The organism is Sorangium sp. So ce119 (assembly GCF_051524405.1).
Classification (GTDB): domain Bacteria; phylum Myxococcota_A; class Polyangia; order Polyangiales; family Polyangiaceae; genus Sorangium; species Sorangium cellulosum_G.
Genome location: NZ_CP150310.1, coordinates 7404881 through 7418138, shown reverse-complemented (window position 1 = coordinate 7418138; position 13258 = coordinate 7404881). Strand labels below are relative to the sequence as shown.

Here is a 13258-nt window from a genome sequence, read left to right as displayed (position 1 = left end):
GCCGTGGCACTGGATTCGCACGGACACCGGGTGAGCTCTTTGATGTGTGGGCCGGGCGCAGGCGCGCCGGCGCCCGGCGCGCGAGCGCCCGGCAGGCGGGCCGGCGCCCGGGAGAAGAGGTGAGCGGACTCGGCGAGAGGGCGAGAGCCTTGCGCGGCGGAGAGCGCCGGCACGGCCCTGCTGACGGGGAGGTAAAGCCATGCAGCAGCATCAGATGACGGCGGCGCGCGGTATCAACATCGCGCTCGGGATCTGGTTGTTCATCTCCGCCTTTCTCTGGCGGCACAGCCAGGATCAGTTCACGAACACCTGGGTGGTGGGCGCGCTCTGCGTCGCCTTCGCCCTGCTCTCGATCTGGGCGCCCAAGGCGCGCTACCTCAACACGATCCTCTCGATCTGGCTGTTCGTCAGCGCCTGGGCGATACCGGCGCTGTCGGTGGCGACGGTATGGAACAACGTGCTCGTCGCGGTCGCCATCCTCGTCGTCTCGCTCGTGCCGACCGTGCCCGTCGCGCGCGGGGTGCGGGGCTCGGGGGCGGCGCCGCGCCTGTAGGGCGCGCGGGCAGCGCCGGCCGGCGCCTCCGCGCCGGGCGCCGCCCTGCCGGCCGGTCGCGCTCCAGCGGCCGGCGCGCGGCGTGTTCGCCTCGCGGCGGCGATCGTGTATAGCGGCGTCGCGAGCGCCGCGCACAGAGCCCGCGAGAGGATGCCCCGATGAAGCTCAGCGTCAACGTGAACAAGATCGCGCTCCTGCGGAACTCGCGGGGACACGACGCGCCCAACGTCCTCGCGTTCGCGCAGAAGATCGTCGGGTACGGGGCGCACGGCATCACGATCCATCCGAGGGCCGATCGGCGGCACATCACGCCGGACGACGCGCGGGAGGTGACTCGCCACATCACCACGGTGGAGACGAATTTCGAGGGCGACATCCGCGAGGAGTTCCTCGATCTCACGCTCGAGCTCCGGCCGACGCAGTGCACGCTGGTCCCGGTCTCGCCGGGGGAGCTCACCTCGCACCGCGGCTGGGACGTCGCGAAGTGGCGCTTCCTCCTCCAGCCGGTCGTGAAGCGGCTCAAGGAGGAGGGGATCCGGACGAGCCTCTTCGTCGAGGCCGATCCTTCGGTGGTGCCGCTGGTCGCGGAGCTGGGGGCCGATCGCATCGAGATCTACACAGGGCCCTATGCGCAGGCGTTCGACCGCGGCGACCACCGCGCGGAGCTCGACAAGATCGTCGCGACCGTGAGGGCCGCGGTGGACCTGGGGGTCGGGATCAACGCGGGGCACGACCTCACGGTCGACAACCTCGGGCCGCTCGTCAGCGAGGCGCCGCAGATCCAGGAGGCGTCGATCGGCCACCACCTCGTGGCGCACGCGCTGGAGGTCGGCATGCGGCAGTCCGTGGCGGACTACCTCATGGCCGTCGAGGGGCGATACCAGCCGCGTTAGGGGGGACCGAGCAGAGCTCTCTCCACGGGGGCCTTGCCGTCGATCCGGAGAGTGGGAGTTGCTCTCCTCTCTCGTCCTGGTGCCACTGGCGTCGTGGCGGTTTGTCTTGTCCTGTTCTTCATGTTCCTGTGGTGGACTTGAACGTTGCGCAGCGGCGGTGAATGGATGCTTTGCTGAGCTGGTGCTCTGGCGTCGCTCGGACTCGATAGATCGGCGCGTCGGGCGAGGCTGGTAGTCTGCCGCCGGGCCCGCGTTTTGCGGCGTTCTGGGCCGCATGTCGTCGCGGGTAGGTGCGCCTCGGCTCGCCATCAGCCCGCCTGGTCGCTGCGCGCGCAGGATAAGCCAGGTTTGCTCCGTCTGGCGAGTTGAAATCGCATGATCGCTCCTGATGTGCCCTGTCGCACGGATTGGCAATTATCGATTGCCACTGATGAAGACTGCCCTGTAGGGTCATCGCACTACGGCTTTACGGTCAAAGACGTACGGAAGGGGAGCGAGACGTCATGACATCTATGCCTACTTGTTCTTTCATGGGCGCACAGGGGATTCGCCGCTTCGGCTGCATGATCGCGGCGGTCTCGGCGCTCAGCGCGCTGTCGGCTCCGGCGAGCGCGCTCCCGGCGTTTCCCGGCGCAGAGGGCTTTGGCGCCGTCGCGACCGGGGGGCGCGGCGGGCGCGTCATCAAGGTCACGAACCTGCGGACGAGCGGGGCCGGGAGCCTCCAGGCGGCGCTCGACGCGACAGGGCCGCGCACCATCGTCTTCGACGTGAGCGGCGTCATCGAGGGAAACGTCACCGTCAGGAATGGAGACGTGACGATCGCAGGACAGACAGCGCCAGGCGCCGGCATCACCGTGCGCGGACGCCTGATCTCCAGGTACTCTGACAAGGTCAACAACGTCATTGTAAGATTCTTGCGTGTCCGTCCCGTGTTCGACGGCTCGGACGGGGCCCAGTTCGACGGGGCGCAGTTCTCGCTGAACTCCAGGCTGATCCTCGATCACGTGTCGATCGCCTGGGGCGTCGACGAGACCCTCGACCTCTACGAGGCGGACGACGTGACCATCCAGTGGTCGACCATCGAGTCGTCGGCGACCACGGGGCATCCAGAGGGGGCGCATAATTACGGTCTCATCAACGGTCCTGACGGCCATCGGATCACGATTCACCACAACCTGTTCGCCCACCACAAGGCGAGGTGCCCGGCGGTCGCGAACGGGCCTGCCGATATCCGCAACAACGTGGCTTACAACGTCAGGCACGGGTTCGTTCACCACAACCAGGCGAGCGGCCAGTTCAACATCGTGGGCAACGCCTACATCAAGGGGCCGAGCGATCAGCTCATCCCCTTCTATTTCGACGGGAGCGCCGGCGCCGGGCTCAAGTACTTCCTCGCCGATAACTACATCGATGACCCGGGTAAGTTCACGGGTGTCGTCGACAACCCGTGGCAGAGGCCCTACCTCCACCCGAGCTTCAGCCGGCTCAACAAGCCCGAGTCGCACCGCGCGACGACGCAGTTCAACTTCGCGCGCGACGTCCCCGGGTACACCCCCGTGACCACGCACCGCGCGCAGGACGCCCAGCGGCTCGTCCTCGCGCAGGCGGGCGCGCTGCCGCACGACGTCGTGACGAAGGGCGTCCTCGCGAACGTCGCGCGCCGCGACGGCGCGTGGGGCGCTCGCACCGTGAGGAACCTGATGGAAGGGCTCACCCCGGGCACGGCGCCCACCGACGCCGATCGCGACGGGATGGCGGACGCATGGGAGCGCGAGCACGGCCTCAACCCGTCGAACGCCGGCGACCACACCAGGGTGATGCCGTCCGGTTACACCGCCATCGAGGAGTACATCAACGAGCTCGCCGGGGCGCTGATCAGCGAGGCAGAAGGCAGCCTCGCGATGGACCAAGGCGACTAGGCCAGGACACCGAACGGGTCGAAACCCCGAGAGAACGAACCACAGAGAGGGCACAGAGGGCACAGAGGGCACAGAGTTTTTTTGTTGTTCCTCTGTGCTTCTGTGGTTCAAATCTCTTCCCTCCTGGGGGGTTCAAGCTGAACGGCGCTCCAGCGCGCACCACCGGGGCCGGTCGAACAGCGCTGCGCTGTCGCGCTGTGCAGCGGAGTGGACCGATCGGGCCGACGACGGCAGCTGCGGCCGCCCGGCCGGTCGCGCCCGCGCCCGGCCTGGGGTTTGCGCTGACGACCGCCCCTGCTAGGTTGCCGGCGGCGTCCCGGTGAGGGCGCCCCGGACGAGACGCGCCGTACCCGGTCAGGACAAGACGACGCAGCCACATCACTCACGAGGAGATGTCGTCATGTCCTGGCTGGTGTTGCTGCTGGCGGGCCTGCTCGAGGTCTGCTGGGCCATCGGGCTCAAATACACACAGGGCTTCACGCGCCCGCTGCCGACGGTACTCACCATCGCCGCGATCATCGCGAGCCTGTACCTGCTCGAGTCCGCCTCGCGCACCCTGCCCATCGGCACGGCCTACGCCGTCTGGGTCGGCGTGGGCGCGCTCGGGGCGGCCATCGCCGGCATCATCCTGTTCGGCGAGCCGGCCACGCCCGCGCGGCTCGGCTTCCTCGCGCTGCTCGTCGTGTCCATCCTCGGCCTCAAGCTGTCCAGCCCCTGAGCGTCCACCGCGCAACCGCGGCGAGCGCGCGGCCGACCGCCCCCGGCTCGACTACCCTCGTGTCCATGCACGGAACCCCGGAAGCCCGCGCCCTGCACGCGCAGTTCCCCGCCATCGATCTGCACGCCGACAGCCTCATGTGGTCGCGCTGGGTCGGCTACGATCTGCACGAGCGCCACGAGCCGCCGCTGCCGTTCGCGGCGCTGGGCGGGCACGTCGACGTCCCGCGGCTCGTCGAGGGCGGCGTCGGCGCGCAGTTCTTCGGGCTCGTCTCGCTGCCGATCGGACAGCGGCGCGGCCTCGCCGCCGTGATCGAGGAGCAGATCGACCTCCTCGAGCAGGCCGTCCGCGCGCAGCCCGGCCGCCTCGTCAAGGCGCGGACCGCCGACGACGTCGAGGCGGCGAGGGCCCGCGGCGCGGTCGCGGCCCTGCTCGGCGTCGAGGGGGCCCACGCGCTCGAGGGCGAGCTCGACACGCTCGAGCGCTTCGCGCGGCGCGGCGTGCGCTACCTCGGGCTCTGCCACTTCACCGCCAACGAGGCGTGCTTCCCCGCCTACGGCAGCGGCCGCAACGACGGCGTGGGCCTCACCCCCTTCGGCCGCGAGGTCGTGCGCCGCGCCGAGGACCTCGGCGTCATCGTCGACCTCGCGCACATCAACCGCGCCGGCTTCCTCGAGGCCTGCGCCCTCGCGCGCCGGCCGCCGCTGGTCAGCCACACGGGCGTCGCCGGCGCGTTCGATCACTGGCGCAACATCGATGACGACCAGCTCCGCGCCGTCGCCGACCGCGGCGGGTGCGCCGGGATCATCTTTTGCCCCATGTACCTCGGAGGCAACGGGCTCGAGCCCGTGGTCAAGCACCTGCTCCACATCATCAACGTTGCCGGCGAGGACACTCCGGCGCTCGGATCCGATTGGGACGGCTTCATCATCCCCACACGCGAGCTCCGCGACGCCGCGCACCTTCCGCTCTTGACGGATGCGCTGCTCGCAGCGGGGTTGAGCGAGCGCGTCATTGCCAAGGTGCTTCGAGGAAACGCGATGCGCATCCTGAGCGATAATCCGCTTCCAACGCGGCTCGCCGTTGCGTAGCCTCTCCCTCAAGGGGGCAGTCGGGGCGGGTGGTCCCTCCGGCGCTGCTCGAGGTCTCTCCACGCGGAGCGGGTGCAGCCTATGACTCTCCATCGCCTCGCCGCGCAGGGCTACGCGACGGCAGCGGACGCCTACGAGAAAGGGCGCCCCGATTATCCGCGCGGCGCGATCGAGCTCCTGCTCGACACGCTCCGCATCGACGCATCGAGCACGGTGCTCGATCTCGGCGCGGGGACGGGCAAGCTCACGCGCCTCCTGGCGCCGACGGGCGCCCGGCTCCTCGCGCTCGAGCCGGTGGAGGGGATGCGCCGCAAGCTGAGCCAGATGGTCCCGTCCGCCACCGTGCTCGACGGCGTCGCCGAGGCCATCCCCCTGCCCGAGGCGTCGGTCGACGCCGCCGTCGCCGCGCAGTCGTTCCACTGGTTCCACGGCGATCTCGCGCTCGCCGAGATCCACCGCGTGCTCCGGCCGAGGCGGCGCCTCGCGCTGCTCTTCAACCTGCGGGACGAGCGCGTCGACTGGGTCGCCCGCATCTCCCGCATCCTCGACCGCTACGGCCGGGACGCCCCGGTCCACAGGATCGGCGCGTGGCGCCGCCCCTTCGCCGACACGAGCCTCTTCGCGCCGCTCCGGGAGCACGAGCTCACCCACGTGCAGGAGCTCGACCTCGACGGGCTCCTCGAGCGCGTCGCCTCGATCAGCTACATCTCCGTCCTCCCGCTCCAGGAGCGGTACTCGGTCCTGAACGAGATCCGCGACCTGGCAGCGACCCACCCGGACCTGGCCGGAAAGAGCGTGTACCTCTTCCCGTACCGCACGCTCGTGGCGTCGTACGAGCGGCGCTGAGCGGCCCGCAGGCGGACGAGCATCGGCGAGCCCGCGGCCGGCGCGACGTGCTAGAGCGGCGCCGCATGTCGGCGAACGAGGTCGTGATCGTCGGCGGCGGGCCGGCGGGCATGAGCACGGCGATCTTCCTCGCCCACCATCGCCCGGCCCTCGCCGACCGGATCGTGGTGCTCGAGAAGGAGCGCTACCCCAGGGACAAGTGCTGCGCGGGCGGGCTCGGCGAGCGAGCGGACAGGACGCTGTCGGTCGCCGGGGTGATCATCGACGTGCCGTCGGTCCCGGTGAACGGCGTCAGCGCGGCCTTCCAGGACGGCGAGCTCGCGCTCCGCGAGGGGCGCATCGGCCGCGTCGTCCGGCGCGTCGAGTTCGACCGCGCGCTCGCGCTCGCCGCGCGGGCGCGCGGCGTCCGCATCGTCGAGGGGGCGCGGGTCACCGCCGCGGCGCTCGGCCCGGACGGCGCGCGCGTCGAGAGCTCGGCCGGGGACTTCGCCGGCCGGGTCGTCGTGGGCGCGGACGGCGTCGGCAGCGTCGTGCGCCGCGCGATGGGGCTGCCGTTCGGCAGGCTGCGCGCGCAGGCCGTCGAGGTCGACACCGAGCCCGTCGCCGGGGACCCGGCGCGCGACCTCCTGCACTTCGAGATGCGGGATCGCTCTTTCCCCGGCTATCTCTGGGATTTCCCTACGATCGTGGACGGGCGCGAGCTCGTCTGCCGGGGCGCGTACGTCCTGCACGAGGGCGCGCTCGGCGCCGGGCGCGGGGCGGGCGGCGCGCCCGACGCCGAGCGCGTCCTCCGCCGCCGGCTCGAGGCGCTCGGCCTCGATCCGGACCGCTACCGGCGCAAGCGCTTCGCCGAGCGCGGCCTCGACCGGACGGCCGCGATCGCGCGGCCCGCCGCGCTGCTCGTCGGCGAGGCCGCCGGCATCGATCCGATGCTGGGCGAGGGGATCGCCCAGGCGATCGCGTACGGCGCCCTCGCGGGCGCGTACCTCGCCGAGCAGCTCGAGGCCGGCGATCTCCGCTTCGACGACTGGGGTCGGCGCGTGGAGCGATCGCTCCTCGGCCTCGACATCCGCTTCCGGCGCCGGGTGATGCGCGCCTTCTACGGCGCGCCGCGGGAGCGCGTCGAGCGCTACGTCCTCGACGAGCCGTCGTTCCTGCGCTTCGGCATGCGCCATTTCGCCGGCAGACCCCAGCCGGCGCCGGACGCGCTCCGCGCGGCGGCGACGGGCGCGCTCGTCGCGGGACGGATCGGGATCGACCACCTCCTCGCGTCGCTCCCGCCGCGCGCCGCCGCGCACCCGTAGCGGCGCGGCGCGCCCTGAGCGAGGCGCGCGCGAGCATCGCCCCCGGCGGCGAGCGTGATAGCATCGGCCGCCATGATCGCGCCGTTCCAGCCGGCGGTCGGGATGCTCTTCGGCGAGTTCCGGATCGTGCGGCCCCTCAGCGCCGGCGGCATGGGCGCCGTGTACGTCGCCGAGCAGGCGAGCACCGGCCAGCTGCGGGCCCTCAAGCTGATGCACCCCCAGCTCTGCGCCGACACCCGGCTGCGCGAGCGCTTCGAGCAGGAGGCGCGCGTCGGCGCGCTGGTCGAGAGCGATCACATCGTCCAGGTGATCGGCGCCGGCGTGGACCAGGCGAGCGGCGTGCCGTGGATCGCGATGGAGCTGCTCGACGGGGAGGACCTCTCGGTGCGGATGCGGCGCTGCGGGCTGTTCTCGCCGCAGGACACGCACGAGATCTTCCGGCAGCTCTGCCACGCGCTCGGCGCGGCCCACCGGGCGGGCGTCGTGCACCGGGACATGAAGCCGCAGAACATCTTCCTCGCGAAGAAGAGCAGCGCGACGGCGCCGTGGTCGGTCAAGGTGCTCGACTTCGGCATCGCGAGGGTCGCCGCGGAGGCGAACACGATGGCGACCGCGTCGCTCGGCACGCCGCTCTGGATGGCGCCGGAGCAGACCGAGGCGCGCGGGCAGATCGCGCCGGCGACCGACGTGTGGGCGCTCGGGCTGATCGCGTTCGCGATGCTCACCGGGCGGATGTACTGGCGCGCCGCGAACGACCCGATGGGGACCGCGATGCCCGTGCTGCTCCGCGAGATCCTGATCGAGCCGCTCGACCCGGCGTCGGTGCGCGCGACGGCGCTCGGGCGCGCCGGCTGCATCGTGCACCCGTTCGACGCCTGGTTCGCGCGCTGCGTCGCGCGCGACCCGGCGCAGCGCTTCCCGACGGCGCAGGAGGCGTTCGACGCGCTCGGGCCCGCGCTCTTCGTCGATCCGCGCCTCGCGCGCGCCCCCCTCTCGGTGGCGCCGCCCGGGGCCGCCGTGGCGGTCACCGCCGCGGGGCAGCCCTCGCCGCTCTCGCTGAGCGGGCCGACCGAGGTGTCCGTGGACACGCAGCGCCCGCCGTCGACGGGGCGCGGCGCGCGCGCTCGCGCATCGCTCGCCGCCGATCCGGCGAGCGCGCCGGCGCAGCGGTCGCGGCCGGGCGCGTCCGTCCCGCCGGGCAGCGCGCCGGCCGTGGCGAGCAGCGGTCCGGCGGAGGGCGCTCGCCGGCCGACCCGGTGGGGGCCGGTGCTCCTCGTGTGCGGCCTGCTCGGCGGCGCCACGGCGGCGGCCATCTCGTACGCGGCCGGCCGGGAGCCGGGCGAGGTCGCCCTGGCGCAGCGCCTGCCCGCGCCGGCGCGCCCGGCGGTGGTCGGCGCGGGCCCCGGCGACGAGGCGCGCGCGCCGGCGCCGGCGAGCGCCGGGGAGAAGGCGCCCGCCCCTTCCCAACCTCCGATGCCGCTCCTGCCGAGGGCCTCGCGGCCGTCGCGCGAGGGCGCCGCGGCCGCGGCCGCGACGGCCGCGGCGTCACCGACGGCCGCGGCGAGGCCGTTCGATCACGCAGCGGCCCACGCGGCGCTGCAAAGCAAGGGGGCGAACGCGCGCATCCACTGCAAGGGAAAGGCGGGGCCGAAGGCGGTGTCGGCTCGGGTGTTCTTCAACCCCGCGGGCGCCGTGCAGCGCATCATGATCGCGCCGCAGGTCGCGATGACCCAGGCGGGCGGGTGCGTGCAGATGATGCTCGGCTCCGCGCGGGTGCCGGCGTTCGACGGGACCGAGCTCCAGGAGGTCTCGACGACCGTCGCGATCGAGTGATCGCGCTGGCCGAGCGCGCGTCCGGCGCCGGTCACGGATCGACGGAGACGCACTCGCCCTCGCCCCGGAAGTGCCCGAGCGTCCGCGAGAGGGCCGTGACGAAGGCTCCGAGATCATTGATGTTTCCGGCGCTGCCGGTCCCGTACGTGCCCTCGTCGATCGCGACGAGGCGCACCGCCGCGAGCTCCTCCAGCGTGACGGCCCCGTCGTCGTCGGCGTCCGCGGCGGCGATGGGCGCGAAGCGGCGCGCCGCGGTCGCGGCCTGGAGGTCGTCGTAGAAGAAGTGGTCGCCGTGGATCGTGAGCTCCACGGTGTCCGCGCCGCCGTTCGTGACGAGGACGCCGTCGGTCTCCTTGCCGCCCTTCTCGCCCTTGCAATCGGCGTAGCGCGTCGCGGGCGAGAAGGTCCAGTCGAGGCGCTTCTCGACGTCGCCCTTCCGCGCCGTCGCCTCGATGTGCACCGACGCGCCCGCCCCGATCATGAGCGCCCTGTCCGCCTCCGTGGCCCCGTCGAGCGCGGTGTCCGCGTCCGCGGGGCCGATCTCGTAGGAGACGCTCTCCCAGGGCTTCGCCTCGAGGGCGTCGAACGTCACCACCGGCTTCGGGCCGGCCTTCGTGTGGTCGAACAGGATCGAGCCCTGCATGCGCGCCCCGACGTTCCCGTCGCGATCGGCGACGGTCACGTCCCGGAGGACGAACAGGAACTTCTGGTACTGGATGCTCCAGCCGTCCTCGAGATCGGCGGCCGGGATCTCCTGCTCGATGTAGTCCTCGCCCCAGGTGGTGAACTCCACGCGCCCCGCCCCCGACGCGCCGTCGCCGCCGCAGCCGGCGAGCGCCCCCGCGGCGAGCGCCCACGCCGCCGCGCCCATGGCCCTGCTGATCCTCATCGCTGCTCTGCCTCCCATCTCTCCGAGTCGTCCGGTCGCGCTGGTTGCGCGGGCGAGCCGGGCGCGAACGAGAGCGCGTAGGCGGTCCCCTTCTTCAGCCCGCGCGTGAAGCCGCGCAGGGCCTGGCTCTCCGGCTCGAGATCGACAGGCGCGCCGTCCTCGCTCGCGGCCAGCTCCTCGAAGTCGACCTGGTCGAGCCAGACCGAGGGCTTCACGACGAGCGTGACGACGCCGGGCCCGTCGAGGAAGGTCTCCTCGAAGGCGCACCCCTCCACCGACGGCTCGCCGGTCGCGGCGTCGACGACGTCCGCGGCCAGGGCGCGCGCGCGGAACACCCGCGCGACGTCGCCCTTCTCGGCGCGGCCCTCGACCGCGACCACGTGCCCGCCGAGCGCCGCGGCGAACGGGCCCGCGGGCGGCGCGCCGAACGTGAAGCGCGCGGATCGCACGACGCCGCTCACCGCGTCCGCGTCCGCGAGCGCTGTCGTCCCCTGCAGCAGGTCGACCGAGGTGGGCTCCGCCATCTGGCCCCTCGCCTCGCCGCTCTGGTAATGGCCCGGGTGGGCGTGCGCCTCGGGCACGGCCCACCGGGCGAGCCGATCGAGCAGCGGGCGGGCGCCGCCGCGGCCCGGCGCCGCGCGCCCCGCGGTGAGCGGGGCGCCCTCGAAGTAGTAGAGCGGCCCGACCGACAGGTGCGCCCTCGACAGCGTGACGGTCCAGCCGAGCGCGGTGGTGAACGGCGCGACCGAGGCTGCGTCGGCGGTGACCTGCGTGGCGAGCGTGAGGCGCTTGCCGCTGGTCGTGTCGCCGTCGCCGGCGCCGCACCCGGCGAGCGCGCCCGCGGCGAGCGCCGCCGCGAGGAGCCCCGCGGCGCCGGGCGCGGCGCGCCGCCGGGAACTGTCCTGTGCCGTGATCGATGTCATCGAGGGACCTCAGCCGAGGGTGAGAGAGAGCGAGGCGAAGACGCTGCGCGGGGCGCCGACCGTCACGTGGCGCGCGGGCAAGAGGTCGGGCGCCGCGCCCCGGGTGAAGCTCGACGGGTAGACGAACTCGCCGTCGAACCAGGCCGCGTCGAGGAGGTTGTAGACGTCGAGCCCGAGCTCGACGCGGTCGTAGCGGAGGTGCGCCGTCACGTCGGTGAGGAGCGCGTCGTGGCCGATCTCCCCGAAGGGCAGGGGGCGCCGGTGGAGCAGCGTCACGCCGGCGCCGGCGCGGGCCTCGAGGCGCCGGCCGAAGAGCGCGCCGAGGCGCGGCGTCACCGCGAGATCGGCGCGCGCGACGACCTGCGGCACGAACGGCAGGAGGTCGCCCGCGGCGTAGCGCCCGCCGGCGGCGGTGAAGGCGGCGCGGGTGTACGTCAGGCCGACGCTCGACACGAGCCACGGCGCGGGGTGCGCGACGGCGTCGAGGGCGACGCCGGTGCGGGCCGTGGCGGGCACGGGCTCGTTGCGGCCGGTCGCCTCGTCGAAGACGAGGTCCTCGCTGAGGCGCGCGTGGAACAGCGCCGCCGACGCCCTCACGCGCTCGTCCGCGTAGCGGAGCCCCGCCTCGGCGGAGAGCGCGCGCGTGAACGGCGCCCGCTCGCCGTCGCCGAGGCTGCGCGCCTGGGGCGAGCGGAACCCCTGGCCCACGCTGGCGAGCGCGCGCAGCCCGGGGAGCAGCGCCACGTCGACCGTGCCCTTGCCGCCCACGTGGACGCCCTGCGCGCCGCGCGCCGCCGCGCCCTCGCCGGCGTCGTCGAGGACCTGGTACGCGAGCCCGTCGGCGCGCAGCCCGCCGCGCACCTCGATCCGCCGCGCCGGCCGGATCGACGCGTCGAGGTAGCCGGCGACGTCGGTCGCGCGCACCCGCGCGTCGACGAGCGTGGCGGTCGGCCGGTCGTCGACGGCCGCGAGGCGCCGCTGCGACTGCTCGATCCAGTCGCTGCGCGCGACGAATCCCGCCTCGAAGGTGTCGCGGTCCGAGAGCAGCGGGAGCCGGAGCCGGTACGACGCCGTGGCGCCCACCGTGATCGCCTCGTTGCGCTGCTGCGTGGCGTCGCCGGAGGCCGGATCCTCGAGGTAGCCGGTGAAGTTCGAGCGCAGCCGGAGCGCGCGCAGCACGACGAACGGCGCGAGCGAGAGGCCCTCTCCGGGGGCGTCGCCGGCCGTGCGCAGGTCGAGGACGAGCTGCGCGCGCGACGAGTCGCCGCCCTGGTCCGGGTCGTACGAGGCGAAGCGGTCGACCTTGCCCGCCTCGATGTCGTCGAGGCGCAGGACGCCGGCGGAGCCGAAGCGCGCGGCGAACGCCGACGCCATCACGCGCGCGCTGAGCCCCGCGGCGGGCTGGTAGACGCCCTGCGCGATGAACGAGGTCCGGCTCGCGGCGCGGGCGGGGCCGAAGCCGTCGGTCTCGTACGCCTCGAAGGCGGCGAACGTGGCCTCGTCGGCGTGCTCGGGGTGGTAGGCGAGGAAGAGCCGGCGCGCGCCGTCCGAACCGGCGCCGGCGGCGACGGTGATCCCCGGCTCGTCGTAGCCGAGCTCGAAGCGCACGGAGCCGGCGACGGCGAAGTCGCCCTGGCGGGGGTCGTACGATCCGGGCTGGGCGCGGAGCTCGCGGATCACCTCGGGCATGACGAAGTGGAGGTCGGCGTAGCCCTGCCCGTGGACGTTGGACACCTCGTTGACCGGCGCGCCAGCGACCCAGATCTCGAGGTCTTGCCCGTGGACCGCGTCGAAGCCGCGGAAGAAGATCTGGTGCGCCTTGCCCTCGCCGCTGTGCTGGGTCGTGAACACGCCCGGGACGAGCTGCAGCGCGTCGCTCGCGGTGCGGTGCGGCGCGGCCCTCACCTCCGCCCGCTCCCGCACCGTCTCCGAGGCGCTGCGCGGCGGCCGCGCGCCCTGGACGACGACCGCGACGGGCGCGCCCCCGTCGGCCGCGGCGGGGGCCTCGCCGCCCTCCGGCGGCGGCGCCGGCGTCCCGGGAGCCGCGGCGGCGTGGGCCTCGCCGCCTCCAGGCGGGACCGCCGGTGTCCCGGGAGCCGCGACGGCGGGCGGCGCGGCGACGTCGTCGTCGGCGCGTGCCGCCGCGGCGACCGTGGTGATAAGGAGCGGCGCGAGCGTCGCGCACAGGGAGCGGATCATTCAGTCGGGCGGGTCGTAGCACGATTTTCCATTTTCGTGCCACGATCTGGACGGGCTCGTTCGTCTGGCTCGTCGCGCGCACGCGGGTCG

General features: G+C 73.4%; 11 protein-coding genes and 1 riboswitch. Of the genes, 8 read left to right on the top strand and 3 right to left on the bottom strand.

Features of this window, described 5'->3' with window-relative positions:
• Window positions 1-199: 199 nt before the first annotated feature.
• From WME76_RS27930 to WME76_RS27895, 8 genes are all read left to right on the top strand, one after another.
• A complete protein-coding gene (locus WME76_RS27930; RefSeq protein ID WP_437955319.1) occupies window positions 200-553 on the top strand; it encodes an SPW repeat domain-containing protein in 354 nt (117 codons plus the stop codon).
• 158 nt (window positions 554-711) lie between these two features.
• A complete protein-coding gene (locus tag WME76_RS27925; protein WP_437955318.1) occupies window positions 712-1446 on the top strand; it encodes a pyridoxine 5'-phosphate synthase in 735 nt (244 codons plus the stop codon).
• A gap of 914 nt (window positions 1447-2360) precedes the next feature.
• Entirely contained in the window at window positions 2361-3365 is a 1005-nt protein-coding gene (locus WME76_RS27920) for a pectate lyase family protein (protein ID WP_437955317.1), read from the top strand.
• Between the two features lie 307 nt (window positions 3366-3672).
• Window positions 3673-3739: riboswitch (guanidine-III (ykkC-III) riboswitch) on the top strand.
• Between the two features lie 26 nt (window positions 3740-3765).
• Entirely contained in the window at window positions 3766-4083 is a 318-nt protein-coding gene (gene sugE / locus WME76_RS27915; protein WP_437955316.1) for a quaternary ammonium compound efflux SMR transporter SugE, read from the top strand.
• Between the two features lie 65 nt (window positions 4084-4148).
• Complete coding sequence (locus WME76_RS27910) at window positions 4149-5174, top strand: dipeptidase (protein WP_437955315.1); 1026 nt, start codon at window positions 4149-4151, stop codon at window positions 5172-5174.
• An 81-nt stretch (window positions 5175-5255) separates the two neighbouring features.
• Window positions 5256-6020 carry a class I SAM-dependent methyltransferase gene (locus tag WME76_RS27905; RefSeq protein WP_437955314.1) on the top strand — a complete coding sequence of 255 codons (765 nt, stop codon included), beginning with the start codon at window positions 5256-5258 and terminating at the stop codon, window positions 6018-6020.
• Between the two features lie 65 nt (window positions 6021-6085).
• The gene (locus WME76_RS27900; RefSeq protein WP_437955313.1) at window positions 6086-7324 is read left to right on the top strand and encodes an NAD(P)/FAD-dependent oxidoreductase; all 1239 of its coding nucleotides are present in this window, start codon (window positions 6086-6088) and stop codon (window positions 7322-7324) included.
• Window positions 7325-7396: 72 nt separating this feature from the next.
• Entirely contained in the window at window positions 7397-9157 is a 1761-nt protein-coding gene (locus WME76_RS27895) for a serine/threonine protein kinase (RefSeq protein WP_437955312.1), read from the top strand.
• Window positions 9158-9188: 31 nt separating this feature from the next.
• Here the strand turns inward: WME76_RS27895 and WME76_RS27890 are convergent, their stop codons facing one another.
• Genes WME76_RS27890 through WME76_RS27880 form a run of 3 tightly spaced genes read right to left on the bottom strand, consistent with a single transcriptional unit; the run spans window position 9189 to window position 13168 of the window.
• The gene (locus tag WME76_RS27890; protein WP_437955311.1) at window positions 9189-10046 is read right to left on the bottom strand and encodes a hypothetical protein; all 858 of its coding nucleotides are present in this window, start codon (window positions 10044-10046) and stop codon (window positions 9189-9191) included.
• On the bottom strand, window positions 10043-10969 hold the full coding sequence (locus WME76_RS27885) for a hypothetical protein (RefSeq protein ID WP_437955310.1): 927 nt from the start codon (window positions 10967-10969) through the stop codon (window positions 10043-10045). The genes WME76_RS27890 and WME76_RS27885 overlap by 4 nt, the downstream gene beginning before the upstream one ends.
• 9 nt (window positions 10970-10978) lie before the next feature.
• Window positions 10979-13168, bottom strand: a complete 2190-nt coding sequence (locus WME76_RS27880) for a TonB-dependent receptor (RefSeq protein WP_437955309.1) — start codon at window positions 13166-13168, stop codon at window positions 10979-10981.
• Window positions 13169-13258 lie beyond the last annotated feature (90 nt).

Bases quoted from the DNA above. Each gene is read 5' to 3' on its own strand.
- WME76_RS27910 (WP_437955315.1), top strand. From the start codon at position 4,149: ATGCACGGAACCCCGGAAGCCCGCGCCCTGCACGCGCAGTTCCCCGCC.
- WME76_RS27895 (WP_437955312.1), top strand. From the start codon at position 7,397: ATGATCGCGCCGTTCCAGCCGGCGGTCGGGATGCTCTTCGGCGAGTTC.
- WME76_RS27930 (WP_437955319.1), top strand. From the start codon at position 200: ATGCAGCAGCATCAGATGACGGCGGCGCGCGGTATCAACATCGCGCTC.
- WME76_RS27885 (WP_437955310.1), bottom strand. From the start codon at position 10,969: ATGACATCGATCACGGCACAGGACAGTTCCCGGCGGCGCGCCGCGCCC.
- WME76_RS27925 (WP_437955318.1), top strand. From the start codon at position 712: ATGAAGCTCAGCGTCAACGTGAACAAGATCGCGCTCCTGCGGAACTCG.
- WME76_RS27880 (WP_437955309.1), bottom strand. From the start codon at position 13,168: ATGATCCGCTCCCTGTGCGCGACGCTCGCGCCGCTCCTTATCACCACG.
- WME76_RS27900 (WP_437955313.1), top strand. From the start codon at position 6,086: ATGTCGGCGAACGAGGTCGTGATCGTCGGCGGCGGGCCGGCGGGCATG.
- WME76_RS27890 (WP_437955311.1), bottom strand. From the start codon at position 10,046: ATGAGGATCAGCAGGGCCATGGGCGCGGCGGCGTGGGCGCTCGCCGCG.
- sugE (WP_437955316.1), top strand. From the start codon at position 3,766: ATGTCCTGGCTGGTGTTGCTGCTGGCGGGCCTGCTCGAGGTCTGCTGG.
- WME76_RS27905 (WP_437955314.1), top strand. From the start codon at position 5,256: ATGACTCTCCATCGCCTCGCCGCGCAGGGCTACGCGACGGCAGCGGAC.